Here is a 23,270-nt window from a genome sequence, read left to right on the forward strand (position 1 = left end):
TCGCGGATGCCTGCCTAGGCTCGAACACGCCATGATCCGATTTGATCACATCACCAAGAAATATCCCGGTACGAACCGACCGGCCCTGAACTCCATCGACGTCGAGATCCTTCGCGGCGAATTCGTGTTCCTGGTCGGTGCTTCGGGCTCGGGAAAGTCGAGCTGCCTTCGCCTGATGTTGAAGGAGGAGAAGCCGTCCAGCGGAAGCATTCACGTGCTCGGCCAGGACCTGCGCTCCATCTCCAACCGCAAGGTGCCCTACTTCCGTCGCAACCTCGGCGTGGTCTTCCAGGACTTCCGTCTGCTGCCGAACAAGAGCGTCTACGACAACGTCGCCTTCAGCCTGCAGGTGATCGGCAAGTCTCGTGGGTACATCCAGGAGGCCGTGCCTGACACACTGCAGATGGTAGGGCTGGCCGAGAAGGCCCAGCGCCTGCCGCACGAACTCTCCGGCGGTGAGCAGCAGCGTGTGGCCATCGCCAGGGCGATCGTGAACAAGCCACAGATCGTTCTGGCCGACGAGCCCACCGGAAACCTCGACCCCACCACGAGCGCCGAGATCATGTCGCTGCTGGCGCGCATCAACGCCGGCGGCACCACCGTGATCATGGCCACCCACGAGGCGGGCATCGTCGACAAGATGAAGCGCCGCGTGATCGAGCTGTCCGCCGGTCAGATCGTGCGCGACGAGCGCCAGGGCGGCTACGCCACCGCGGCCATCCCCATGGTGCTGCCCCCGGGTGAGCGTGCCCCGTCCCGGTCTTCACGGATGCCGTCCACAGGTGCGGCAACGGGAGCCACCACGGGCCCGACGCCCGCCGAGCCGCTGACCTACCCCGCTCCGGAGGTGCTGCCCCAGGAGGTGGCCTCGGCCGAGGTCGAAGCCGCCGCTGTTGCGGTGAACACATCCCCGCCACCCGTCGCCGAGCCGGTTGCTGAGCCCGTCGCCGTCCAGCCGGTGCAGCCCGTTCTGGTGCAGCCCGCTCCGGTGCAGCCCGTTCCGGTGGTCGAGAAGGCCACCCAGGCGGATGCCGTTCCGGTCGATGAGGAACCGGCAGCCGTGCAGGCCGAATCGGAACCCACGGTCGAGCCGCCGGCATCCACCATGAGCCGGCCGGTGATCCCGGTCACCCAGCATGACGAGCCGGAGCAGCTCACGCTGGCCGAGAAGCTCGGTCTGCGGGCGCCCGGTGAGAAGCCCGACCCCACTCTTGAGCAGAACGTAGGACCCACCCGATGAGACTCGGACTCGTACTTTCCGAAGCCTCCCACGGCTTGCGGCGCAACGCCTCGATGGTGGTCTCCGTTGTACTGGTGACCTTCATCTCGTTGACCTTCGTCGGTGCCGCCATCCTGATGCAGATGCAGATCGGCCAGATGAAGAACTTCTGGTACGACCGCGCACAGGTGGGGATCTACATGTGCACGGCGATCTCGCCGGGGGAGACCTGCACGGCGGGTGAGGCGACCCAGGAGCAGATCGACTCGGTGAAGGCCCAGCTGGAGTCCCCGACTCTGTCGACGTTCATCGACAAGTACTACTTCGAGACGCACGAGCAGGCATTCGAGAACTTCAAGACGCAGTTCGCGGGCAACCCGGTAGCCGACTATGTGACCCCCGAGCAGCTCAACCAGACATTCTGGGTCAACCTGAACAACCCGGAGGACTCCGACGTGCTCGTCGAGAGCCTCTCGGGCGTTGCGGGCGTCGAGAACGTCGCCGACCAGCGCAAGTACCTCGACCAGATCTTCTCCGTGCTCAACGTGGCCAGTTACACCGCCATCGGGATCGCATCGCTGATGCTCGTGGCGGCGGCGCTGCTGATCGCCACGACCATCCGTCTGTCGGCGTTCTCGCGGCGGAAGGAGCTGGGCATCATGAGGCTGGTGGGTGCGTCCAACCGGTTCATCCAAACTCCGTTCATCCTCGAGGGGGTGTTCGCGGCGCTGCTGGGTTCGTTGCTTGCCGGTGGCGCGGTCGTGGCGCTGGTGAAGTTCTTCGTGCAGGACTTCCTCGGGGCGCGGCTCAGCGGCTTCGCTCTCGTCGACCTGCAGGATGCGTTGACCGTGGTGCCCATTCTGTTGGTGCTCGGTGCCGCCCTGGCTGCGGCGTCGGCCAACTTCGCCATCACCCGGTACCTGAAGGTCTGATCCGCCGCTAGACTGATGGGCTGCCCGGCGGATGCCGGTCGCACCACAACTGATCGAGGAGAATGCCGTGCCCAGGGAAAAAGGCGAGAAGGTCGTCGCGACCAATCGCAAGGCGCGCCACGACTACCTCATCGAGGACACGTACGAGGCCGGAATGGTCTTGAGTGGCACCGAGGTGAAGTCCCTTCGGGCCGGCCGGGCGTCGCTTGTCGACGGTTATGCCTTCATCGAGTCCGGTGAGGCGTGGCTGGATGCCGTGCACATTCCGGAGTACACAGCCGGAACCTGGACCAACCACCCGCCGCGCCGCAAGCGCAAGCTGCTCCTGCACAAGCAGGAGATCATCAAGATCAGCCATAAGACCAAGGAGGGTGGATACACCCTCATCCCGCTGAAGATCTACTTCAGCGATGGCAAGGCCAAGGTCGAGATCGCGGTGGCCAAGGGTAAGAAGGAATTCGACAAGCGGCAGACCCTGCGCGAACGCCAAGACAAGCGCGAGTCGGACCGCGCCATCTCCGCGCGTCGCAACCTCGGCGACTAGCAGCACCCGCGCTGCCCCTGGCCCGCTGGCCACTCAGGCCGAGCCCTGGTGGTCGAGCGTGTCGAGACTCGGTGGGTCATTCCGTGTTGGGTGGTTTTCGGGTGTTGGGGTCGTGGGCGCGGTGTTGGTTGGGTCGGCGCCATGTGCCGGTGGGGTCGAGCCAGTGCGGTGCCTTCACTTGGGGCAAGCCGTTGACCATGCGGATGTTCCACCCGGCGGTGTCGATGGTGTGGTGGTGGTACCAGCAGAGCAGTACCCCGTTGTCGATGTCGGTGCGGCCGCCGTTCTGCCAGGGGATGACGTGGTGGAGTTCGGTCCATTGGGCCGGGCTGGTGCAGTTCGGGACGATGCAGCCGCCGTCTCGGGCGGTGATGGCGCGGCGTTGGAGGGGGCTGAAGCAGCGGGCTTTGTTGCCCAGGGCGAGGACGGCGCCGTTGCCGCCGAAGAACACCGGGCGGATGCCGCCGTTGTCGACCATCTGGTTGATCGTTTTCATCGACAAGGGTGCGTCGACGCCGTCGATCCAGCCGACGCCGATGCCGGCGAGGAGGTCTGCGGCGCTGACGTGCACCATCACCGTTGGTGGCATCCCGCCCATCGTGGGGGTGCGGGGGTCTTGGGCGATCTGGGTGAGGATGCCGCGGAGGATGTCGGCTCGTTTCTCGCCGCCGCTGCGGTCGTCGAGGATCTCCCCGGGCACGAGTTCGCCGGCTTCGATGCGTTCCTGTTCCTCGGCGGAGGGGAACCGGGGTGCGGTGCGGGCGGACTGGTAGGTGTTGAACAGGGTTTGGATGATGCCTTTGAGCTCCGGCGTGACCCCGCCGCGGAGGGGGTAGAGGCCGTTGCGGATCCCGCCGAAGGAGAACGTGGACTTCGCCTCGAGGACCTCCTCGTTGGGCGCGAGGCCGTCCGGGTTCAGTGCCGCCTGCCACTGCAGGGCCATGTCGCGGAGAGCATCGGCGGGGTAGGCGAACCCGTCCGAGTCGCCCAGTCGGGTGATCGGGTCGCCGTCGGTGCTGCGGCCGTAGACGGAGCCGGTGGCCGATTCGACCAGCCCGGCCTCGGCCGCATCGACATCGGTGGGGTTCGCGTCGAACCGGCCGTGGACCTTGTAGTCGGCCAGGCCCTTCACGATCTCCTCCGCCGCGTCCAGCCCGAGTTCCCCGTCGGCCAGGGCTGCGGCGACGGTGGGGAAGACGGGGTCGAGGACGGTGCCGCCCATCATGCGTGGGGCGATCTTCTCACCCAACCGCACCCGGCGTTTCATCTCCTGCCCCGACGCCCCGGTCAACCGGGTCAACAAATCCGTGTGGTGCGACGCGCCCAACCGCCACGCCAACGAGTCCCGACCCAACCCCGTCCGAGCCCGATAGTCCACCACCGTCGCCGTGGTCACCCGGGCCAGATCCGCGGGCCGGCCGACCTGCTCCGTCATCTGCGTCAGCGCGACCAGTTCCGCATCGGTGAGACCGTCGACATCGATCGAACCCATCACCTCCTGCACCACCGCGGCGACCTCGGCCAGGACCCAGTTTCTGTCCGAACACCCCGGTATGCGCCTGCTGCACCGCGGGGAGCCGTGCGGGGTCCCGCCAGGTGGGCTGCGGGGCACCCCGGCGACCCGCGCGAGGCGGCGCGGGTTCCGACCGCTCGCCGTCGATGGGAGTGTCGGTGGCTGCGTTCACGCTCGAGTCAGCGGGGACGTCGCAGGCTGCGGGAACTGGTGCCGGACCGGCCAGGCTGGTGTTCCAGTCCGGCGGAGTACCGCCGCTGGGAGTGTCTCCCAGCGGTGCGGTGGAGCCGTGTACGAGCTCTTCGTCCATACCCTCATTCTCCCACGAATCAAAGAATATTGTGAGGAAATGTCACGTTATCCACAAGGGAATCTCGAGAATAGTTGCGACCGAGTCATTGCAGGTTCATAGGGACATCCAAAGGATCTCGATGCTCCTATTGATGTCAAGCGGCGATTTGGGTGGTTGCGTGGCGTTCTTGGACGGCGATGAGGATGGGGAAGATCTCTCGGGCGAGGTAGCGCTTGAGGAGGCGCATGGTGTCGCGTTTGGTCTTGCCGCGCGCCAGGGTCTTCTCGACGTAGGCGCGGGTCTCGGGGTGGCGTTTCATACGGACCAAGACAATGCGGTGGAACGCGGCGTTGCCTTGCCGGTTGCCGCCACGGTTGAGCCGGTGCCGGTTCGTTTTCCCTGACGACGCCGGGATCGGTGCGGTCCCGGCCAAGTGAGCGAGGGCGGATTCGGTGCCGATCCGGTCCACGTTCTCGCCCGCGACGGTCAGCAGCGTCGCGGCAACATCCGGTCCAACCCCATAAACGGCGAGCAGTTCCGGGGCGTAAGCGGTGACGAGGGCGCGGATGCTCTCCTCGAACCGGTCAGCCTCAAGGCTCAACTCAACGTGACGGCGGCCCAAAGACTTCGCGGCGTCCTTCGTCGCGGCGGTGACGACATCATCGCCGGCCAGCTCCCGCAAGCGCGCGCAGGCTTTCGCGAGGTCTTTGGCCTTGAGACCGGCGAACTTTGCGCGGAGAGTTTCCGGGGCGCTGACGAGCAGGCTGTGCAGCTGGTTCATGATCTCGGTGCGCTGCTTGACGACCAGGCGCCGAGACGTGCGGAGGATCCGGATCGCTTCGACCTCACCGTCCCGGATCTTCGGCACCGTCGTGGCCCGCTTGGACAAGACAGCACGGGCAGCAGAGTACGCGTCGATCTGGTCCGTCTTGCCCCGCAACCGGCGTTCCTGCTTATCCGGCGCCAACACATCAATCACCTCGATGCCTGCGCTGCGCAGTCGCGCCGTGAGGCCGGCACCGTAGGAGCCGGTGCCCTCGACACCGGCGCGGAGCACGTCGCCCTGGCCGGTGACCCATGCGATCAGGGCCGCGTATCCGTCCGGGGTGGCATCGAATTTACGGTCCGTGAGGGATTCGCCCAGTGCGCTGATCACCGCGACGTGGTGGAAATCCTTGTGCGTATCGACGCCGATGATGATCTTTTGGTGGTTGTCGGTCATTCTGGTTACAGCCCTTCTTCGTAAGGGTCAGCGTTCAGGGTGCCGGCAGACAGGTCAGTGAAGAGACTTTAGCCAGGCTCCTATCAGGTCATGATCGGCATCCTGAACGCGACATTAGATGTCAGGGCCAGGCCAGTCGACGCATCGAGACAAAGACAGCCAAGGCGTCGGACAGGCTCTGAGTCAGACCAACCCGACCCCACACCCATCATCACTGACAGGCTCGATCAGCGATCGGGCGCGGAGCCGACGGGGGTGCGCTGTCGGTGGTGGACCGGCGGCCGGATGCGCGGCGGGGGGAAAGTGTTGTATCCTGAAAGGCCGTAGTGGCGGGCTGCAATGTTCGTCACTGCGGTCTTGGCAACAAGATTGGTAACTCAACAGCGTGTGACAACAACCGCGTCCCGTGCGACTCCTAGAGAGCCGTCGGCACGTGAACATGGGGATGATCGGTTTCGACATTGCCTGCGTAACTGTGAGAAGCGGGTCGAGGATGCAGGGTTATCTCGTTAACGATCTCTGCAAAACAATAAGTGCCAATTCAAACCGCACTGTCTCGCGTTCCGCTTTCGCCCTCGCGGCCTAAGTAGAACCACATTGAGACCGTCAGACCGGGAATGCTCTCTACTCGGACCCTGACGTCATTTAGAGAGATTGCTCCTATCCTGAGCCTCGGGGTATAGGGGGACTTAAACGAGGGCTGGGCTCGTCGGATCAGCTGACAGTGGCAAGTTCCGGAGCCGAGTAGAACGATTTCACTGGATACACCCGTAGAAGAAACATGACCACAGCAATGGACCGGGGTTCAATTCCCCGCATCTCCACCATTGGGTTGTTGCCACACGCTGTTGATTTGCTCGTCGATCTCCTCGCACGAACGCCATCCTTCGGGGTGGCTTTTTTGCGTGCTGAGCCATTCGTGCGCTCAGTCGCCCAGGAACGACTCGTGCCGGTAGCCGTCGACGTCGAGCACAACCGCCGTCGACTCCGGCACCTCCACGAAGACGCCCGGCAGGTCGTTGAGCGGCTCTGAGACCACAACCCGCGCATGGTCCCCGAACGCCGCCAGCCGCTCCTGGTCTGGGTACATCTCACGCAACGTCGGGATGTCGGTGGAGTGGAACAGGGAGCGCGTGCGACCCTGCGACGAATAGCGGAACGCCCACAGCGTGCTGCCGTCCGACACGGCGACCGTGCCCTGCCAGGGGAAGCGCACATCGTGCTCGTGGCCCACGGACTCGACCATGCGGATCGCGCGTCCGACGGCTGCGATGGGATCGTCCCGCAGCCCGAGGGTGAGCGCGAGATGGAATAACACCTCAGAGTCCGTCGTACCGAGAACGTTGGGATACAGGCCAGGGTCGATGGCCAGGGTGAGGTCACGTTTCAGGTCCCGCCAGCCCGAGATGGCCCCGTTGTGCATGAACATCCAGTTCTCGTAGCGAAACGGATGGCAGTTGGTCTGCTGGATCGGCGGCCCCGCGGCGGCGCGAACATGCGTGAAGAACAGTGGGCTCTCGATCGCCCGCGTCAGTTCGCGCAGATTCTGGTCGTTCCAGGCCGGCTCGATGCTGTGGAAGAGTGCCGGTTCGGCGGTCGCGGCCGCCCCAGAGGCGTACCAGCCGAAGCCGAAGCCGTCACCGTTCACCGTCTCGGCGCCGAGCGGGGAGTCCAGCGATTGCGCGACGATCGAGTGGGTGGCGTCGAGCACGATCGTGGAGGGACGCAACGGTTCCCCGATATAGGCCAGCCATCTGCACATCGCCCGTCTCCCATCCGGCGCGACTGCGACGACGCGCACGCGCCCATTGTGCACCTCTCCGGTGGATCATGCCCTCCCGGCGGGTTCGTGCTGCACCCGGGTGTCCGCGGGGATCACGAGTGGGGTACCGGTCACCGGGTCGGTGATCACCACGTTGGGCAACCCGAAGACCTCGGCGACCAGTTCGGCCGTGATCGTGCTCTGCGGAGCTCCGTTGGCGACGATCCGGCCTTCCTGCATCGCGACGATGTTGGAGGCGTACCGTGCCGCGTGGTTGAGGTCGTGCAGCACGGCCACGATGGTGCGGCCCTGGGCGTTGAGGTCGTGCAGCAGATTGAGCACCTCGATCTGATGCGCGATATCCAGGTAGGTGGTGGGCTCGTCGAGCAGGATCAGGGCAGTCTGCTGGGCCAGCACCATGGCGATCCACACGCGCTGCCGCTGCCCTCCCGAGAGCTCGTCCACGGGCCGGTTCGCCAGGTCCGTGACACGGGTCGCGGCCAACGCATCCGTGACTGCCGCTTCGTCGGCAACCGACCACTGCCGCAGCAGGCGCTGGTGAGCGTAGCGGCCGCGCGCGACGAGCTCGGCCACGGTGATCCCCTCCGGCGATACGGCGCCTTGCGGCAGCAGGCCGAGCCGGCGGGCCGTGTCCTTGGCCGAATACGAGGCGATATCCCGGCCGTCCAGCAAGACGGATCCCGACGACGCCGGCAACAATCCGGCCAGCGCCCGCAGCAGCGTGGACTTTCCGCACGCATTGGGGCCGATGATCGCGGTGAACGATCCGGGCGGCACGATGAGGTCGAGGCCGTCGATGACGCTCCGGCGGTCGTACCGCACGGCCAGGCCGCTGGCCGCCAGCACGGAATCGTCCAGCGCGGAATCGTCCAGCGCGGAATGGTGGGGTCCTGTGGGTGAGATCATGCTCTCCTCCTGGATTCGTGGATGAGGAGCCAGACGAGGTAGCCGCCGCCGAGGACAACGGTCACCACCCCCACGGGCACGGTCAGGGGAATGAGGTGTTGGGCGATCAGGTCGGAGCAGAGCAGCAGCGCGCCGCCCACCAGGCCGGACAGGGCGAAGGGGATGCCGGGGGAGCCGGTGAGCCGGCGGGTGATCTGGGGCGCGGCAAGGGCCACGAACGCGATCGGGCCGGCGACGGCCGTCACGACGCTCACCAGGCACACCGCAAGGGCGATGGCGGTGAGCCGGGTGCGACCGACGGCGACCCCGGTGGCGGATGCGCTGTCGTCGCCCAGGTCGAGCTGTCGAACGGCCGGGACGATGGGTGGCAGCAGCACGAGCAGCACCACGATGCAGATTCCAGCCGGCACCGCCGTGGCTGCGGTGACGGCATTCAGTGTGCCCGCGCCCCACGCCGACGCGAAGAGGGCGGTCTCCAACTCGGCCCGCAAGAGCATCCAGGTATTGACCGACGCGAGCATGGCCGAGATGCCGATGCCGACAACGATGAAGCGGAAACCGTGCAGGCCGCCGCGGTAGGCGAGCAGGTAGATGGCCACGGCGGCCAGCAGCCCGCCGACCAGGGAACCGGCGGTCAGCAGCGGCCAGCTGCCGCCCAAGGCCAGAAGCGCCACCAGCATTCCCGTGAACGAGCCGTTGGCGAGGCCGATGATGTCCGGGCTGGCCAGCGGGTTACGGGTCACGGTCTGGAAGATGGCGCCAGCCACGGCCAGGGCGGCGCCGAACAACACGGCCGCCGCCGCCCGCGGCAGTCGCCACTCGAGAACAACGATGCGGGGCAGTCCGTCCAGGCGACCGGTGACGGCACCGATGACCTCGGCCGGCGTGACGGGGAAGTCGCCGAGGGTGAGAGCGAGAAGGAGCAGGACGACGATGATCGCCGCCACGCCCAGGCCGACCAGACCCGAACGTGCACTGATGGCCGGACTCATCCGGTTGAGAGCGTTCCGGGTCACAGTGCTGTCGCCGATCGGCGACGGGCCAGCGCGATCAGCACGGGCGCGCCCACGAAGGCCGTCACGATGCCGACCGGCATCTCGCTCGGAAGCACCGCGACCCGCCCCAGCACATCGGACAGCAGGACGAGCGACGGGCCCAGCAGCAGTGACCCCAACACGATCCCGCGCTGGTCTGTGCCGAGCGTCCATCGCACGACGTGCGGCACCACCAGGCCCACGAACACGAGCGGACCTGCCACGGCCGTGGCGCTGCCGGCCAGGAGCGTCACAGCGGCCAGCACGACCAGCTGGATGCGCCGTACGCTGACGCCTTGCGACCGGGCCACATCGGGTCCGAGCGCTATCGAGTTGAGCCCGCGCGCGGCACCCAGCGCAAGCACCAGGCCCACCAGCACGAGAGGGAGGACGGGTAGCACGACGTCCATCCCGCGTTCGAGGAGGCTTCCGGCGCTCCAGCCGCGCATCCGGTCGAACGTGTCGGGGTGGGTGAGGGCGAGCCCCGTGGTGAGCCCCGCGAACACGGCGCCGATGGCGACGCCGGTGACGGTGAGTCGCACCGGGCCGGCCGCCGGGCCGCCGGCCGACCCGATCACGTACACCGCGACGGTGAGAACGAGGGCACCGGCGCAGGCCAGCCAGACATACCCCGACGGGCTGGTCACGCCCAGGAAGGTGATTCCCACGGCCACGAAGAAGGCGGCTCCCGCGTTGACTCCCAGGATTCCGGGGTCCGCGAGCGGGTTGCGGGTGAAGGCCTGGATGAGCGCCCCGGCCACGCCGAGGGCGGCTCCCACCGTGAGTCCGGCCGCCGTGCGGGGCAGGCGCTGGTCCCAGACAACGAAGCGGGACTCCGCGGTGCCGCCGCCGAGCAGGGTGTCGAGCACGGTGCCCGGGTGCACCGGGTTGGCCCCGACGACGATGGAGAGTCCGACGGCCGCGACCAGCACGACCACGCCGATGCCGAACCACGCGGTGCGGAACCACGCCGTGCCGACCCAGGCCGTGCCGACCCAGGCCGTGTAAGGCACGTCGAGCCCCGCTACTTGGTACCGGCCAGGATGCGCTCGATGTCGTCCAGCACGGTCATACCGCCCAGTGGCCCGACGCCGGTGATCCAGAACGACTGGTCCACGACGTTGAGTCCGGGGAAGGAGGCCGCGTTGGTGCGGATCGACTCGGGAATGAGCGTCGGGTCGGTCACGTCGGTCGCCGAGACCAGGACCAGATCGGCCTGGGCGTCGAGTACGCGCTCGGGGGAGATGTCGACCGAGATCGAGCCCTCCCAGTCCCGCTCGGGGATGGTGAACCCGGCGCATTCGAGGGTGCTGCCGGCGAAGGAGGTGGGGCCGTACAGGGTGAGGATGCCGTCACGGGGACGCACGAACTGCGCCGTCATGCCGGCCACATCGTGCGTCTCGGCGATCTCGGCGCAACGGTCCGTGTAGGCGGTGAGGAGCGCGTCGGCGCCGGCCTCGTCACCGAGGGCCCGGGCCACCAGGGCCACGTTGTCGGTCCACGGGTCGGCTTGGCTCGCCATGAACACGGTGGGGGCGATCGACGAGAGCTGGTCGTAAAGCGCGGAGTGCCGCGACTCGGTGCCCAGGATCAGGTCGGGCTTGAGGGCCGCGATCTTCTCGATCGACGGCTCTGGCACGGTGCCCACTGTGGCGATCCCGGCCGCGGCTGCCCCGAGATAGGCCGGCACCCCTGTCGCTTCGTTCAGCACGGCCGCGCCGACCGGGATCAGGCCGAGCGCCACGGTGGTGTCCAGCTGGACGGGCTCGAGCACCACGACACGCTGCACGTCGTTGGGAACCTCGGTCTCACCGCGGGCATGCTCGACGAGGTGCGTGCCGGTGTCCGGCGTCGAGGTGGCGCCCGACGCGCCGGCAGTGGTGCCGGTGGAAGCCGTGGCGGAGCATCCGCTGACGGCGACTGCCAGGACGATGGGCAGGGCGAGCGCGGCGAGCAGGCGCGACGGGTGACGGGAGGGGCGCATCGAGGATGTCCTTTCGACGGGGAGCTGGCGATGGGCATCGCGAATGGTTAGCTTAGCCTGTCCTAACCTCGCACTCAGTCCACCGTGGTGCGTGCCCGGTCGTTCCAGTAGCCCTGCGAGTGAACCCGGTCCGGTGCGATGCCGGCTCCCTGCAGCACCGCGCGCAGCTGCGAGACCAGGCCGCTCTCCGTGGCCAACCAGGCGTAGAAGTCGTCGCCCCTGGCGGCCGCCGCTGCTCCCGAGCGCACGCTCCAGGCCTCCAGCGCCCGGAGCAGCGTGGGCCCGCCTCCGACGGGCTCGCGCCGCAGCTCGGTCACGGTGTGGCCCTCGATCTCGGCGGTGAGCCAGGCCGCGTCCCTGGGGTCGCCGGTTTCGAGGATGACCGTGGCCCTGCTCGTGGGGTGCAGGGCCGAGACGATGCCGCGAATGGCGGGGAATGCGGTTTCGTCACCCGCCAGCAGCAGGTGGGTGGCCATGCCCGGCGACCACTGGATGCCGTGGCGGCGATTACTGAGCCTGCTGCTCGGCCCCGACACCAGCAGCCGCTGGCCCGCCCGGGCGCCGACGGCCCAGCTGCTCGCCGGGCCGGGCCGGGCGTGCACGTAGAAGTCGAGGTCGATCTCGCGCAGGTCCGGACGCACCGCGCTGGTCGTGTAGCTGCGGAGGGCCGGTCGGTCGGCGGCGGGGAGTTCCCGCCACCGTCGGCGCCATTCCGACTCGTGCAGCAGGTCGTCGTCGAACGTGGCCGGATACGCGCCGCTCGGCACCAGGATCTTGATGCGCTGGTCGAGGCCGTGTGCGGCGAACCGGTGCAGGTGGGCGCCCGTCAAGGTGATTCGCAGGAAGCCCGGTGAGAGCGGGCTGACCTGCCGCACCTCGGTGTCGAAGAGCGCGTTGGGGGAGGACTGGAAGAGCGCCGGCATCACGCGGGGGAGGTGCGCGGGTGCAGCCTGAGGCCGGCCGAGGTGACGATCGGCTCCCGCTGGCCCCCGGAGTGTACGATCTCGGTGCCGTGCACCGTGAGTTGGCTCGCATGCGCGCGCAGGGCATCCGTCACGACGCCCAGATGCCCGGGCAGGTCGAACCATTCGCCGTCCGCGCCCGGCGTCTCCAGCACCTCGGCGAACGGCGTGCCGGTCGCCTCGCTCGCGGACAGGGTCGCGTCGTGGGCGCGCACGTGATCCGGATGTCCGTAGCCGCCGCCGTCGTCGTAACTGACCACCAGGTCCGGTCGTAGCCGCACGATGAGGGCGGCGATGTCCGCGGCCACCTCGGCGAGCGGCGCCACCGACAGGGCGTCGGAGGCGGCGTCGTCTGCCGGTCCGGCCAGCCCCGGCCGCAGCCACACCATGCCCGAGTCGCGGTACCGGCGCGACCCGAGTCCGTCGACCCGCGCGGGCGCCTCGCCCAGCCAGAAGCGCTCGGTGATACCCAGGATGCCCGTGGCGCGTTCCAGCTCCCGGTCGCGTTCCCGGGCGAGCTCGTTCGTTCCCGCCAGGGCGGTCAGCGGCCCGGCGACGACCTCGCCGCGTTCGCCGCGCGAGCAGGTGAGCAGGAAGACTCGGCTGCCCCTGGCCACGTACTCGGCGATCAGCGCGCCCGTGGAGATGGTCTCGTCATCGGGATGGGCGTGCACGAAGAGAACCGAGCGCCGGCCGTCGAGCAGGCTCACGCGCAGACCGGAACCGGCAGCAGGGTGCAGTAGACCTCGAGCAGGTGCGCGGCAGAGCGCGGCCAGTCGAACTCCTCTGCCCGGCGTCGGGCCGCCAACGACAGGCGCCTGGCCAGCGCGGCATCCGACAGCACCGCGGTGAGCGCATCCGCCCAGTCCTGAGGGTCCCTGGACTCGACCAGGAGGCCGGTGTCGCCGTCGATCACGGCCTCGCGAAGTCCGCCGGTGCCCTGGGCGATGACGGGCACACCGCTCGCGGCGGCCTCCAGGGCCACCAAGCCGAAGGTCTCGGAGTGCGAGGGCACCAGCACGACCCTGGCGCCGCGCATCAGCCCGGCGAGCTTGACCCGGTTGCAGGGCCCCACGAACCGCACCTGTCTGGCGATGCCGTGCCGGGCGGCCAGGCGGGTGAGCTCGTCGATGTAGCCGTCATAGTCGGCCGAGGCGTCGCCCGCGATCACGAGCTCCGGCCGCAGCCCGGCGGGCACGGCCGCCAGCGCTTCGATGGCGAGGTCCAGGCCCTTGAGCGGTTGCAGGCGACCGGCGACAACGGCATAGCCGCGTGCGTTCGCCCCGGCGACCGGCGTGACGGCAGCACCGAGGGGGTGGAACATTGCGCCGTCCACACCCGGCGGCACCACGACGATGCGGTCCATCGAGCCGCCCAGACGCTGCACGACGGTGTCGGCCTCGGCTGCGCTGATGGCCACGATCAGGTCTGATTCGCGGGCCAGCCAGGCCTCGCCGGCCATCCGTCCGCCGGATTCGGGCCGTTCGCCGTCTGACAGCGGGGTGGCCTCGTCGGCCGCGATGGAGTGGAAGCTCTGCACGTGCGGCACGCCCAGCTCGCGGGCGAGGGGCAGCATCGCCATGCCGGAGAACCAGTGGTGCGAGTGGATCACGTCCCACGGTCCGAGGGAGCTCGCTCGCACACGGAACTCATCGATGAAACCCTCGTGGTCGCCCTTGGGCACCGAGCGGAGCGGGCCGGCATCGAGGTATCGCAGCGTGACGCCAGGGCTCAGGCGCCGCATGGTGGGCATCTCGGGGGAGGAGCGCCGGGTGAGGATCTCGACCTGATGGCCGAGCGCCGCCATGGCCTCGGCCTGGTGTCGAACCACCACATTCATGCCGCCGGCGTCACCCGATCCGGGCTCGGCACCGGGGGAGGTGTGCAGGGAAACCAGGGCGATGCGCAGGGAGGAGGTAACTGGGGACACTACAGAATCTTAGGACATGGGGCGGATGCGTAAGATGAGAGCCACTTGTATGCAATGTGCGCCCGGGGTGGGGTGCGCCGCCTCGTCCGGTGAGGGAGTCCCGTGCGCGAACTCAGTCGGTGGGCGATGGTCCCCGTACTCCGCGCCTGGGCGGCCGCCATCGAACGCCGCTTCGCCGGCATCCCGAGGCCCACTGACGCCCCCCAGGCCCATTCGCCCGGCATCGACAGCGACCGTATCCTCATCGTCGGTGGCGGCTCCGCCGTGGGCTGGGGCGTGCTCAGCCATTCGCTGGCCTTGCCGGGCGCCCTCGCGCGAGCTCTCACCGCCCGCACCGGCCGCGGAGCCGATGTCGATGTGAGCGCGAAGTCGAGCATGATGGTGCACTCGGCGGCGCATCACGTGGACTTCGCCAACCTCTGGCGCTACGACGCCGTTGTCCTCACCCTCGGCATCGGTGACGCGGCGCGCCTCACCTCGACGCGATCCTGGGTCATCGGGCTGGGCCGCTTGGTCGACCGCATCCAGGAATCCAGTTCCCTGGGCATCGAGATCTTCCTGGCCGGTATCGAGCCGATGTCCTCGGCTCCCGTGTTCGACACCACGTTCGGCCGCTGGGCGGGAACTCAGGTCCTGGTGCTGAACGCCGCCAGCGCCGACTTCTGCGCGGGCCGCGAGCGGGTCACCTTCGTGTCGCTGCCGGCGACGCCCGTCTCGACGGCCGGCCGGTTCCGGTCGGCATCCGACTACGACCTCTGGGCGGATGCCCTCGCCGGCAGCATGGCCCTGCCACTGGACCCGCGCGGCCGCAATGCGCATGCCCTGCCGCCGGCCGAGGCACAGGGACGCACCCCCGACCAGATCGAGGAGGCCAGGCACCGGGCGCTGATGTCCCTCAACCTGCTCGACACCGCGCCTGAGGCACGGTTCGACCGCATCGTCGAGCTGGCCAGCCGGTCGCTGGGCACCAGCGCTGCCGCCTTCACGGTGCTCGACGGCGACCGCCAATGGCACAAGTCCGTCGTCGGGCTGGGCACCACCGAGATTCCTCGCAGCAGTTCCTTCTGCACCGTCACGGTGCTCGAGCCGGCCGCCTTGATCGTGCCCGATGCCCTCCTCGACGACAGGTTCCGCGACAACCCCCTCGTCGTCGCTGGCCCCCGCCTGCGCTTCTACGCCGGGTTTCCGATCGAGGCACCGTCCGGCGAACGCATCGGCGCTCTGTGCGTGTACGACCAGGAGCCGCGCACCGAGGAGGCCGTGGACGTGGTGCTCCTGCGCGAACTCGCGCTGTTGCTGCAGAACGAACTCTGGCAGTCGGCAGGTGCGGCGGCCGGCGACGAGCCCGCCGGCCTGGGGGCCTGACGCTCGGGGTTGGACGCGACCCCTCGGCTCGGTGCGGCTAGCGCGCGGCGCCGGCGAGCGTTCCGGCCACGGGGCCTGCCATGTCGCCGATGAGGCACACGATCGTGCGGTGACCGCCCTCGGCCCAGTCGCCCTCGGTGGGCGTGACGTAGGTGTAGCCCAGGTCAGAGCTGGTGGCCTCGGCCTCCGGCAGCCCCACGAAGGGGCCGAAGGCGGCCCCGCAGCGTTCTTCAGCCTCGGCCACGATGACGTCGGTGCCGGGAAACTCGTCACCGGGAAACTCGGTGCTGTCCAGGGCGGTGAGGGAGTAGACCTCCCAATCGTGACCGGCGCTGCAGGGCACCGTCGCCACGCCCGCGTGCAGGTCGCCGTCCAGGCCGTCGAGGCAGTCGCCCACGGCGAGGCTGAAAACGTCGGTGCCGGCATCCGGGATGAGCCCGGTCGTGCCGTCGTCGAGGTCGTCAGCGCCCGGAATCAGGCCGCCCAGTCCGTTGCAGCCGCTCAGGCCGGTGAGCGCACCGAGCACCAGCAGGGTGACGCCGATGCGGCGGATGGCGGCTGTCGTCACGGATCGATCCCGGTGCTCGTCGCGGTGATGGGGTGTCGGTCGGGCGGTTAGGCGCTCGGGCCGGAGATGGCCTCGAGGGCGAGGGCGTGCAGGTGGCCGTTGGTGGCCAGGGCGCTGCCGTGGAACGGCCCGTCCTGCCCGTCGGCCGAGGTGAAGCGCCCGCCTGCTTCCTGCACGATGGCCACGAGAGCGGCCATGTCGTACGGCTGCAGGTCGTATTCGGCGGCGATGTCGAGGTGCCCCTCGGCGAGCAGCATGTACGACCACATGTCGCCGTAGGCGCGGGTGCGCCACACCTGGCGGGTGAGCGAGACCAGCTCGTCGAGCTTGCCGGCCTGATCCCACTGCTGGATGCTGCCGTAGCTGAGCGAGGCATCTGCCAGGTCCTGCACGCCGGACACCGCCAGGCGGGCGGGCGGAGCATCGGGGAAACGGGCATCCGTCGACCAGGCGCCGCCACCCGTGGCGGCCCACCAGCGCTTGCCGAGGGCGGGGGAGCTGACCACGCCGAGCACCGGTACGCCGTCGATCGCGAGCGCGATGAGGGTGCCCCAGATGCTGATGCCGCGCAGGAACCCCGCGGTGCCGTCGATCGGGTCGATGATCCACTGCCGGGTCGTGGATCCCGCGGTGCCGAACTCCTCGCCGAGGATGCCGTCGGCGGGGCGCCGCTCGGCCAGGAGGGCGCGGATGGCGCGCTCGACGGCCTGGTCGGCATCCGTCACCGGGGTGCGGTCGGGCTTGGTTGTGACGACCAGGTCGAGCGCTTCGAAGCGGGCCATCGAGATCGCGTCGGCGGCGTCGGCCAGCTCGAGCGCGAGGGTGAGGTCATCGGACAGGGTGGGCTGCGGGGTCTCGATCACGCTCCCCAGAATAGTGACTCGAGCGCGACACGCCGGGCGGCAACCCTCGATTGGCGCCGGGCGCGAATCTGGTGGTAATGTCTCATGTCGGCGGGGGAAGTCCTGCCGCCTGAAATACGCACCTCTAGCTCAATTGGCAGAGCAGCTGACTCTTAATCAGCGGGTTCCCGGTTCAAGTCCGGGGGGGTGCACCACACAAGAAAAAGCCCGGTCGCAGTCATGCGGCCGGGCTTTTTCGTACCCGGTCGCGATCTCTGCGCAGGCCAATAAACTGAGAGCACGCTGTGTGTGGCGGAAGCCAGGAACAGGCCGGGGCGCCGGCACGTTGTGTCGAGGGAACGTCCACGATCACGGCGTCCACGATCAAGGAGAGACACTATGAGCGGAACCACTGAGACGGCGACACTGGCAGGCGGCTGCTTCTGGGGCGTCGAGGAGCTCGTGCGCAAGCGCGAGGGCGTTATCTCGACCCGCGTGGGCTACACGGGTGGCGACACCCCGAACGCGACCTACCGCAACCACGGCGACCACGCCGAGGCCATCGAGATCACCTTCGACCCCGAGCGCACCAGCTTCCGCGAGTTGCTGGAGTTCTTCTTCCAGATCCACGACCCGTCCACCAAGGACCGGCAGGGCAACGACCGCGGCCGCAGCTACCGTTCGGCGATCTTCTTCGCGGATGCCGAGCAAGAGCGCGTCGCACGCGACACTATCGCGGATGTCGACGCATCCGGCATCTGGCCCGGCCCGGTGGTGACCGAGGTCGAGCCCCTCGGCGACTTCTGGCTCGCCGAGCCCGAGCACCAGGACTACCTGCAGAACTACCCGAACGGCTACACCTGCCACTTCGTGCGGCCGGGTTGGGTGCTGCCGCGTCGCGAGCAGGTCGCGAACTAGCTTCACTGCGCCACCTCTGTCGGCCCGGTCGTGTTCATCACGACCGGGCCGGTCTATTCTGGGCGGATGACCGGGGCTGAGTGGCGCGACCCGGCCCATCGGCCGGTTGTGCTCGCGCTGCCGTTCGCCGGGCGGTGGCTGGCACGCAACAGCCCCGCCCGGCGCATCCCCAGCCACGGCACCGATCTGCTGGGGGAGCGCTATGCCATCGATTTCATCGGCGTCGACGAGCGCGGCCGTAGCGCCGCAGTGAGGGACTGGGGCACCCTCTTCGGCACCGAACCGGCCGAACGCTTCGTCGGCTTCGGCCGGCCGATCCTCGCGCCGGCGGACGGAATCGTCGTCGCGGCGCACGACGGTGAGCCCGATCACGAGGCCCGTCGCTCGCAACTCAGCCTGGTGCCCTACGCGCTCGGGCAGGCGAGCCGGCTCCGTGCGGGCGTGCCGGCCATCGCCGGAAACCACGTGGTCATCGCCCTGGCCGACGGCGCCGGCTTCGTGGCGCTCGTGCACCTGAGGAGCGGTTCGGTGCGGGTCGTCGCAGGCGACGGTGTGCGGGTGGGCCAGCCGCTGGCCCAGTGCGGCAATTCGGGGAATTCCACCCAGCCGCATGTGCACCTGCAGGTGATGGACAGCGCGGACCTCACGGTCGCGCGGGGCGTGCCCGTGGCGTTCCGGGGCTACCGGGAATGGCGGCGTGGCTCCGCGCAGCCCCGCTCGTACGACGTCGGCATCCCCGGTGAGGGCGCCCTCGTCGAGGCACGTCCGGTCGACCCGCCACCCGACTCCACCGCGCGAGAGCGTTGACAGCCTCCGCAACCCGGGCAATCGTGGCGTGAAGCATGGGTCTCCGCGCGCCGGTGGGTTCCGCCGCGGGTGCAGGCTCCGACGCCGAGGAGGAGAGCCGAGATGACCGAACAGGCGCAGTCCGAACAGTCGCAGTCCGAACAGTCGCAGTCCGAACAGGCGCAGTCCGACGAAGAATCCCGCGTGGACCATCCGAGCGTGGCCGAGCGGACCGCCCGCGGCAAGTCCGCACGCAAGGCCACGCCGGTGTCCAGCCATCGAGGCTGGCAGCCGGCGGACGACCGCCCCGACCCGGTCGCGCTCCTCGAGGAGCAGAACCTCACCCGGGTGCCCGACCTGGTGCCTGTGCGGCACGGTCGCATGATGGTCTCACCGTTCACCTTCTACCGGGGCGCCGCCAAGATCATGGCCGCCGACCTGAAGGACACCCCGCGGGCCGGGCTCATCGTGCAGCTTTGCGGGGACGCCCACCTGTCCAACTTCGGGATCTTCGCCTCCCCGGAACGCCACCTCCTGTTCGATCTCAATGACTTCGACGAGACGCTGCCGGGCCCGTTCGAATATGACGTGCTGCGCATGACGGCGAGCTTCACGATCGCCGCTCGCAACAACGGCTTCTCCTCGTCGGACATTCGCGAGGTGACGCTGCAGGCGGTGCGCTCCTACCGGGAGGCGATGACCCAGTTCTCCGGCATGGGCACCCTGGACATCTGGTACGCCCGGATGTCCGAGCAGGAGCTGATGGACGCCATGGACATGGCCAGGGCCAACCAGAAGGGCAAGGTGGCCAAAAAAGCCTCGAAGACGCTCGAGAAGAACGCCCTGAAGAACGCGGCGAAAGCGCGCTCACGGGACAGCCTGCAGGCGCTGGCCAAACTCGCCGAGTTCGTCGACGGTCGCTACCGGATCATCAGCCAGCCGCCGATCGTGATCCCGGTGCGGGACCTTGCCGAAACCTTCGGCTTGAGCGCGGAGGAAGCCGAGGCCGCCGTCCGGGAGCAACTGGTGTCGTACCGTCAGACCCTGCAGGACGACCGGCGCCAGCTGCTGGAGCGATTCGAGGTGGTCGATGTGGCCCACAAAGTGGTGGGTGTGGGCAGCGTCGGCAACCGGGCCTTCATCGCCCTGCTCCAGGGGCGCGACGAGCAGGATCCGCTGTTCCTGCAGGTGAAGGAGGCGACCGCATCCGTTCTCGAAGACCACCTACCCCGCAGCGTGTACGACCAGCCCGGTGAACGGGTGGTGCAGGGGCAGCGGATGATGCAGGCCGCCAGCGATATCTTCCTGGGCTGGACGAAGGGGATGCAGGCCGACCGGTACCTGTACTGGCGTCAGCTGCGGGACATGAAGTGGTCAGTGGTCGTGGAGGCGATGGTTCCCATGGGGATGACGTTCTATGCGCATGCCTGCGGCTGGACCCTGGCCAGGGCGCACGCCCGCTCTGGCGATCCGGTGGCCATCGCCGCCTATCTGGGCGGCAGTGACAAGTTCGATCGAGCCGTCACCGATTTCGCCTACAGGTATGCCGACCAGAACGATCTGGACTACCAGCTGTTCCTCGACGCCGTGCGCACGGGCCGGCTGGTCGCCCGCAGCGGCGTCTGAGCTGCTCCCGGCCACGAATGTTGCCCGAGCGGACACTTGCGGCCGGTGCGCGGTATTTGTCAACCTGTTTGAGACAGGTTGGGTTTGGGTTTTTGGCGGGGGTCGTTGATGCATACCCGGCCCGGTAGGGCCGGGGGCTTGGGGTGTTGGGCGTAGCGTTCCGGATGCGTTCTGAATGCGGTGTTGAGGACCTGGCTTCGGCGACGGGTCACTCGGTCGGTGCGGCCGTAGTGAACGTCGTTGGGGGTGTTCCAGGCGATGCCGGAGTGGCGGTGGTTCTGGTTGTATTCGTGGAAGAACCAGCCGAAGTAGGCGCGGGCGTCATCGGTCGTGGCGAAGATCTCGGGGAATGCGAGATCGTATTTCGCGGTCTTAAATAACGCTTCGCTGTAGGGGTTATCGTTGGAGACTTTGGGCCGTGAGAAGGACTTATCGACGCCGAGTTTCTCCAGCAGCAAGGACACCGGTGTGCTCACCATCGCCGCACCGTTATCCGAGTGCAGATAGTTCGGCGCGACGCCGTGGTTCGCGGTGACCGCTTCTTGGATCAGTTCTTCGGCGAGGTCACCATCCTCGTAGGCCTCCAGCCGCCAGCCCACGACGCGGCGGGAGTAGATGTCCATGATCACGTAGAGGTGGAAGTAGCGGCCCCGGATCGTGGTCTTGAGCTTGGTGATGTCCCAGGACCACACCTGTGACGGGGCGGTCGCGACCAGCTCGGGGATCTTCTTCGGCGACCCCTCAGCCTGCCGGCGGCGCTCGTGGACCTGCCCGGCCGCGCGGGCGACGCGGTACCAGGAAGACTTCGACGCCAGGTAAACACCCGCATCCCAGGCCCGGTAAAACGCTTGGCAGATCGAGAAGCCCTCATACTCAGGGGTGTTGATCAGCGCCAGGATCTGCGCGCTCTCCGCAGTGGAGAGCGTGGCTGGCTGGTGCCGGTCCTTCTGCGGGATCGGCGCGGCCAGGCGGGCGCGGGGGCTGCGGTGCCGATAGAACGATGCCCGCGAGTAGCCGACCAACGCGCAGGCCCGCACCACCGGCATCCCCACAGCAGTCAGGTCGACGACTGTTTCGAACGCTACTCGGTGGGTTTCGGCTTCCGAAACGCGGCCGGGATCGCTGGCTCGTCCGGCAGCGGCGGGGTGCGGATTTGTGAGCTCTTGGCCAGCGCGGACAAGAGCTCTGAGGCTTTTCCCAACACCTCCACCGCGCTCTCGGACTGCTCCAACTGGGCTTTGAGGATCGCGTTTTCCTTCTGCAGCCGCAGAAATTCGATCCGCTCCTGTTTCGTCAACACGTACTTAGTCTGCCGCTGTTCCGTCTCGACCAGCAGGCCCTGCCGCTTCTCCTGACTCCACCGCGACAGCGACCTAACGTCGATCCCGACTCGGCGACAGAACGCGGACTTCGCGCCGACCTCCGCGCCCGTCGACGCGTACTGCTCCCACTGCGCAAGAATCGCGAGGCGCTCAGCAGACGTGAAATGATGCTTCCGAGTAAGCCGGGTTTGGACTTCTGACATTTCCATTTGGATGTCCTCTTCCCCGCCCTCTGCCGGCCCGTGATGAAACGATGATTTGTCTCACCACAGGCTGACACTCAGGGTGCGCCGGACGCAAATGTCCGGAACGGGAACGGTAGCGGCCGTACGATGGCAGGACACCCCGCAGCGGCGGCGGCTCCGCGACAACTTCAGCGGCAATCCCGAGGCGACGAGGAGACAACGTGGCGAAGGTACCCACGGTCTACGACGTCGCCGAGCGTTCCGGCGTCTCCATCGCCACGGTCTCCCGCGTCTTTCGGTCGCCCGACACCGTACGCGAGCCCACCCGGCAACGCGTACTCGCGGCCGTGAACGACCTCGGTTACGTGCCCAGCGCCGCGGCCCGCGGGCTCGCCGCGCGCCGTACGAATGTGATCGGCCTGTTCTTCCCCGGCCACGACGACACGGTGCCGGACCAGCCGGTCGATTCGGCGCGCGGCGACACCGTGCCCATCGTCGACGACGATCCGGCCGGGGCGCCGGACGCCGAGAACCTCTACTTCGACGAGGTCCTGCGCGGTGCCGAGATCGAGGCCTGGCGCCGGGGGTTCGCCCTCATGGTGGCTGCCGGGCGCGGCAATACCCGCGAGGCCCTGGTCACCGACATCGCCGGCCGGGTCGACGGGCTGGCGGTGCTGGCCCGCACGGTACCGGACGAACTGCTCGCCTACGTGGCCCGGCGCATCCCGGTCGTGATCCTGGCCGGTGCCCAACGCGCCGACGAGTTCGACCACGTCAGCGCCAGCAACGGGCCCGGAATGCGCACCCTGGCCAACTACGTGCTGCAGTCCCACGGTGTGCACGATGTGGTCTACATCGCCGGACCCACCGACTCGCCCGACGACGCCGAACGCCTCGCCGGCTTCCGCGACGCCCTGGCCGACTCCGGCGTGGCCGAGAGCAGCGTGCGGATCCTCCGCAGCGACTTCACCCGCGACGGCGGCCGGGCCACGGCCGCGCGCATCCTCGCCGGGCCGCACCCGCGTGGCATCCTCTGCTCCAACGACGAGACCGCACTGGGTGTGCTCGATGTGCTCGAGCAGCGTGGCATCCGGGTGCCTGACGACATTCTGGTGACCGGGTTCGACGGCATCACCGCCGGCCGGCATTCCCGCCCCAGCCTCACCACGGTGCACCAGCCGATGGTGGAGCTCGGCCGCGCCGCCGTGCACGCCATCACCGCCCGGCTCGACGACCCCAGCCTCGAACCGCAGGCGTTCACTCTGCCCGTCGAGGTCGTGCTGCGGCAGAGCTGCCCGCGCGTCTGAGTCCCAGGCGCCACCGGTTCCCCAGAGATT

At 68.3% G+C, this 23,270-nt stretch carries 22 protein-coding genes, 1 tRNA gene and 1 other RNA gene; 10 read left to right on the plus strand and 14 right to left on the minus strand.

Annotated elements, in window-relative coordinates; translation table 11 throughout:
• Nucleotides 1–31 precede the first annotated feature (31 nt).
• The 3 genes from ftsE (at nt 32) to smpB (ending at nt 2,695) form a co-directional block, all read left to right on the plus strand.
• Nucleotides 32–1,240 (plus strand): cell division ATP-binding protein FtsE, encoded by a 1,209-nt coding sequence (gene ftsE, locus DOE79_RS19220; RefSeq protein ID WP_120339875.1) that lies wholly within the window; start codon nt 32–34, stop codon nt 1,238–1,240.
• The gene (gene ftsX, locus DOE79_RS19225; RefSeq protein ID WP_120339876.1) at nt 1,237–2,151 is read left to right on the plus strand and encodes a permease-like cell division protein FtsX; all 915 of its coding nucleotides are present in this window, start codon (nt 1,237–1,239) and stop codon (nt 2,149–2,151) included. Before ftsE ends, ftsX begins: the two co-directional genes overlap by 4 nt.
• Before the next feature lie 67 nt (nt 2,152–2,218).
• On the plus strand, nt 2,219–2,695 hold the full coding sequence (smpB, locus tag DOE79_RS19230; protein WP_066599783.1) for an SsrA-binding protein SmpB: 477 nt from the start codon (nt 2,219–2,221) through the stop codon (nt 2,693–2,695).
• A 76-nt stretch (nt 2,696–2,771) separates the two neighbouring features.
• On the opposite strand, the gene DOE79_RS19235 is transcribed toward smpB, so the two are convergent.
• Nucleotides 2,772–4,187: an HNH endonuclease signature motif containing protein gene (locus DOE79_RS19235; RefSeq protein WP_162942857.1), complete on the minus strand. Its 1,416-nt coding sequence runs from the start codon at nt 4,185–4,187 to the stop codon at nt 2,772–2,774.
• 467 nt (nt 4,188–4,654) lie between these two features.
• Complete coding sequence (locus DOE79_RS19240; protein WP_120339878.1) at nt 4,655–5,722, minus strand: IS110 family RNA-guided transposase; 1,068 nt, start codon at nt 5,720–5,722, stop codon at nt 4,655–4,657.
• A 441-nt stretch (nt 5,723–6,163) separates the two neighbouring features.
• On the opposite strand from DOE79_RS19240, the gene ssrA reads away from it, so the two are divergent.
• Nucleotides 6,164–6,549: a transfer-messenger RNA gene (gene ssrA, locus DOE79_RS19245) on the plus strand.
• A 98-nt stretch (nt 6,550–6,647) separates the two neighbouring features.
• Here the strand turns inward: ssrA and DOE79_RS19250 are convergent.
• The 8 genes from DOE79_RS19250 to DOE79_RS19285 all read right to left on the minus strand — a co-directional run bounded on the left by DOE79_RS19250 (nt 6,648) and on the right by DOE79_RS19285 (nt 14,321).
• Nucleotides 6,648–7,484 (minus strand): class II glutamine amidotransferase, encoded by an 837-nt coding sequence (locus DOE79_RS19250; RefSeq protein WP_120339879.1) that lies wholly within the window; start codon nt 7,482–7,484, stop codon nt 6,648–6,650.
• A 66-nt stretch (nt 7,485–7,550) separates the two neighbouring features.
• Nucleotides 7,551–8,411, minus strand: coding sequence for an ABC transporter ATP-binding protein (locus DOE79_RS19255; protein ID WP_120339880.1), 861 nt, complete (start codon nt 8,409–8,411; stop codon nt 7,551–7,553).
• Nucleotides 8,408–9,403, minus strand: coding sequence for a FecCD family ABC transporter permease (locus DOE79_RS19260; protein ID WP_120339881.1), 996 nt, complete (start codon nt 9,401–9,403; stop codon nt 8,408–8,410). The genes DOE79_RS19255 and DOE79_RS19260 overlap by 4 nt, the downstream gene beginning before the upstream one ends.
• 20 nt (nt 9,404–9,423) lie before the next feature.
• Nucleotides 9,424–10,458 (minus strand): iron chelate uptake ABC transporter family permease subunit, encoded by a 1,035-nt coding sequence (locus tag DOE79_RS19265; protein ID WP_245977019.1) that lies wholly within the window; start codon nt 10,456–10,458, stop codon nt 9,424–9,426.
• Between the two features lie 11 nt (nt 10,459–10,469).
• Nucleotides 10,470–11,429: an ABC transporter substrate-binding protein gene (locus DOE79_RS19270; RefSeq protein WP_120339882.1), complete on the minus strand. Its 960-nt coding sequence runs from the start codon at nt 11,427–11,429 to the stop codon at nt 10,470–10,472.
• Between the two features lie 74 nt (nt 11,430–11,503).
• On the minus strand, nt 11,504–12,352 hold the full coding sequence (locus tag DOE79_RS19275) for a siderophore-interacting protein (protein ID WP_120339883.1): 849 nt from the start codon (nt 12,350–12,352) through the stop codon (nt 11,504–11,506).
• Nucleotides 12,352–13,101, minus strand: a complete 750-nt coding sequence (locus DOE79_RS19280) for a PIG-L family deacetylase (RefSeq protein WP_245977020.1) — start codon at nt 13,099–13,101, stop codon at nt 12,352–12,354. Before DOE79_RS19280 ends, DOE79_RS19275 begins: the two co-directional genes overlap by 1 nt.
• On the minus strand, nt 13,098–14,321 hold the full coding sequence (locus DOE79_RS19285; protein ID WP_245977021.1) for a glycosyltransferase: 1,224 nt from the start codon (nt 14,319–14,321) through the stop codon (nt 13,098–13,100). Before DOE79_RS19285 ends, DOE79_RS19280 begins: the two co-directional genes overlap by 4 nt.
• Before the next feature lie 102 nt (nt 14,322–14,423).
• Here DOE79_RS19285 and DOE79_RS19290 point away from each other — a divergent pair, with 102 nt between their 5' ends.
• Nucleotides 14,424–15,686, plus strand: a complete 1,263-nt coding sequence (locus DOE79_RS19290; RefSeq protein WP_162942858.1) for a GAF domain-containing protein — start codon at nt 14,424–14,426, stop codon at nt 15,684–15,686.
• Nucleotides 15,687–15,723: 37 nt separating this feature from the next.
• Here the strand turns inward: DOE79_RS19290 and DOE79_RS19295 are convergent, their stop codons facing one another.
• Both DOE79_RS19295 and DOE79_RS19300 read right to left on the minus strand, forming a co-directional pair.
• Nucleotides 15,724–16,254, minus strand: coding sequence for a septum formation family protein (locus tag DOE79_RS19295; protein WP_245977022.1), 531 nt, complete (start codon nt 16,252–16,254; stop codon nt 15,724–15,726).
• A 47-nt stretch (nt 16,255–16,301) separates the two neighbouring features.
• Nucleotides 16,302–17,117: an inositol monophosphatase family protein gene (locus DOE79_RS19300; RefSeq protein ID WP_245977023.1), complete on the minus strand. Its 816-nt coding sequence runs from the start codon at nt 17,115–17,117 to the stop codon at nt 16,302–16,304.
• Between the two features lie 118 nt (nt 17,118–17,235).
• On the opposite strand from DOE79_RS19300, the gene DOE79_RS19305 reads away from it, so the two are divergent.
• From DOE79_RS19305 to DOE79_RS19320, 4 genes are all read left to right on the plus strand, one after another.
• Nucleotides 17,236–17,311, plus strand: a tRNA-Lys gene (locus DOE79_RS19305).
• Between the two features lie 184 nt (nt 17,312–17,495).
• Nucleotides 17,496–18,014: a peptide-methionine (S)-S-oxide reductase MsrA gene (msrA, locus tag DOE79_RS19310; RefSeq protein ID WP_066596517.1), complete on the plus strand. Its 519-nt coding sequence runs from the start codon at nt 17,496–17,498 to the stop codon at nt 18,012–18,014.
• A gap of 66 nt (nt 18,015–18,080) precedes the next feature.
• Nucleotides 18,081–18,821 (plus strand): M23 family metallopeptidase, encoded by a 741-nt coding sequence (locus DOE79_RS19315; RefSeq protein WP_120339886.1) that lies wholly within the window; start codon nt 18,081–18,083, stop codon nt 18,819–18,821.
• A 102-nt stretch (nt 18,822–18,923) separates the two neighbouring features.
• On the plus strand, nt 18,924–20,426 hold the full coding sequence (locus tag DOE79_RS19320) for a DUF2252 domain-containing protein (protein WP_120339887.1): 1,503 nt from the start codon (nt 18,924–18,926) through the stop codon (nt 20,424–20,426).
• Between the two features lie 59 nt (nt 20,427–20,485).
• Here the strand turns inward: DOE79_RS19320 and DOE79_RS19325 are convergent, their stop codons facing one another.
• Together DOE79_RS19325 and DOE79_RS19330 are read right to left on the minus strand one after the other, a co-directional pair.
• The gene (locus DOE79_RS19325; RefSeq protein WP_120337736.1) at nt 20,486–21,472 is read right to left on the minus strand and encodes a DDE-type integrase/transposase/recombinase; all 987 of its coding nucleotides are present in this window, start codon (nt 21,470–21,472) and stop codon (nt 20,486–20,488) included.
• A 35-nt stretch (nt 21,473–21,507) separates the two neighbouring features.
• A complete protein-coding gene (locus tag DOE79_RS19330; RefSeq protein WP_120337737.1) occupies nt 21,508–21,957 on the minus strand; it encodes a hypothetical protein in 450 nt (149 codons plus the stop codon).
• Between the two features lie 197 nt (nt 21,958–22,154).
• Here DOE79_RS19330 and DOE79_RS19335 point away from each other — a divergent pair, with 197 nt between their 5' ends.
• A complete protein-coding gene (locus tag DOE79_RS19335; RefSeq protein WP_120339888.1) occupies nt 22,155–23,240 on the plus strand; it encodes a LacI family DNA-binding transcriptional regulator in 1,086 nt (361 codons plus the stop codon).
• The last annotated feature ends 30 nt before the right edge of the window (nt 23,241–23,270 follow it).

The organism is Cryobacterium soli (genome assembly GCF_003611035.1).
GTDB classification, from domain to species: Bacteria; Actinomycetota; Actinomycetes; order Actinomycetales; family Microbacteriaceae; genus Cryobacterium; species Cryobacterium soli.

Bases quoted from the DNA above. Each gene is read 5' to 3' on its own strand.
- DOE79_RS19315 (WP_120339886.1), top strand. From the start codon at position 18,081: ATGACCGGGGCTGAGTGGCGCGACCCGGCCCATCGGCCGGTTGTGCTC.
- DOE79_RS19255 (WP_120339880.1), bottom strand. From the start codon at position 8,411: ATGATCTCACCCACAGGACCCCACCATTCCGCGCTGGACGATTCCGCG.
- DOE79_RS19275 (WP_120339883.1), bottom strand. From the start codon at position 12,352: ATGCCGGCGCTCTTCCAGTCCTCCCCCAACGCGCTCTTCGACACCGAG.
- DOE79_RS19330 (WP_120337737.1), bottom strand. From the start codon at position 21,957: ATGGAAATGTCAGAAGTCCAAACCCGGCTTACTCGGAAGCATCATTTC.
- DOE79_RS19270 (WP_120339882.1), bottom strand. From the start codon at position 11,429: ATGCGCCCCTCCCGTCACCCGTCGCGCCTGCTCGCCGCGCTCGCCCTG.
- DOE79_RS19250 (WP_120339879.1), bottom strand. From the start codon at position 7,484: ATGTGCAGATGGCTGGCCTATATCGGGGAACCGTTGCGTCCCTCCACG.
- DOE79_RS19325 (WP_120337736.1), bottom strand. From the start codon at position 21,472: ATGCCGGTGGTGCGGGCCTGCGCGTTGGTCGGCTACTCGCGGGCATCG.
- DOE79_RS19260 (WP_120339881.1), bottom strand. From the start codon at position 9,403: ATGAGTCCGGCCATCAGTGCACGTTCGGGTCTGGTCGGCCTGGGCGTG.
- ftsE (WP_120339875.1), top strand. From the start codon at position 32: ATGATCCGATTTGATCACATCACCAAGAAATATCCCGGTACGAACCGA.
- DOE79_RS19320 (WP_120339887.1), top strand. From the start codon at position 18,924: ATGACCGAACAGGCGCAGTCCGAACAGTCGCAGTCCGAACAGTCGCAG.
- msrA (WP_066596517.1), top strand. From the start codon at position 17,496: ATGAGCGGAACCACTGAGACGGCGACACTGGCAGGCGGCTGCTTCTGG.
- DOE79_RS19240 (WP_120339878.1), bottom strand. From the start codon at position 5,722: ATGACCGACAACCACCAAAAGATCATCATCGGCGTCGATACGCACAAG.
- ftsX (WP_120339876.1), top strand. From the start codon at position 1,237: ATGAGACTCGGACTCGTACTTTCCGAAGCCTCCCACGGCTTGCGGCGC.
- DOE79_RS19235 (WP_162942857.1), bottom strand. From the start codon at position 4,187: ATGGGTTCGATCGATGTCGACGGTCTCACCGATGCGGAACTGGTCGCG.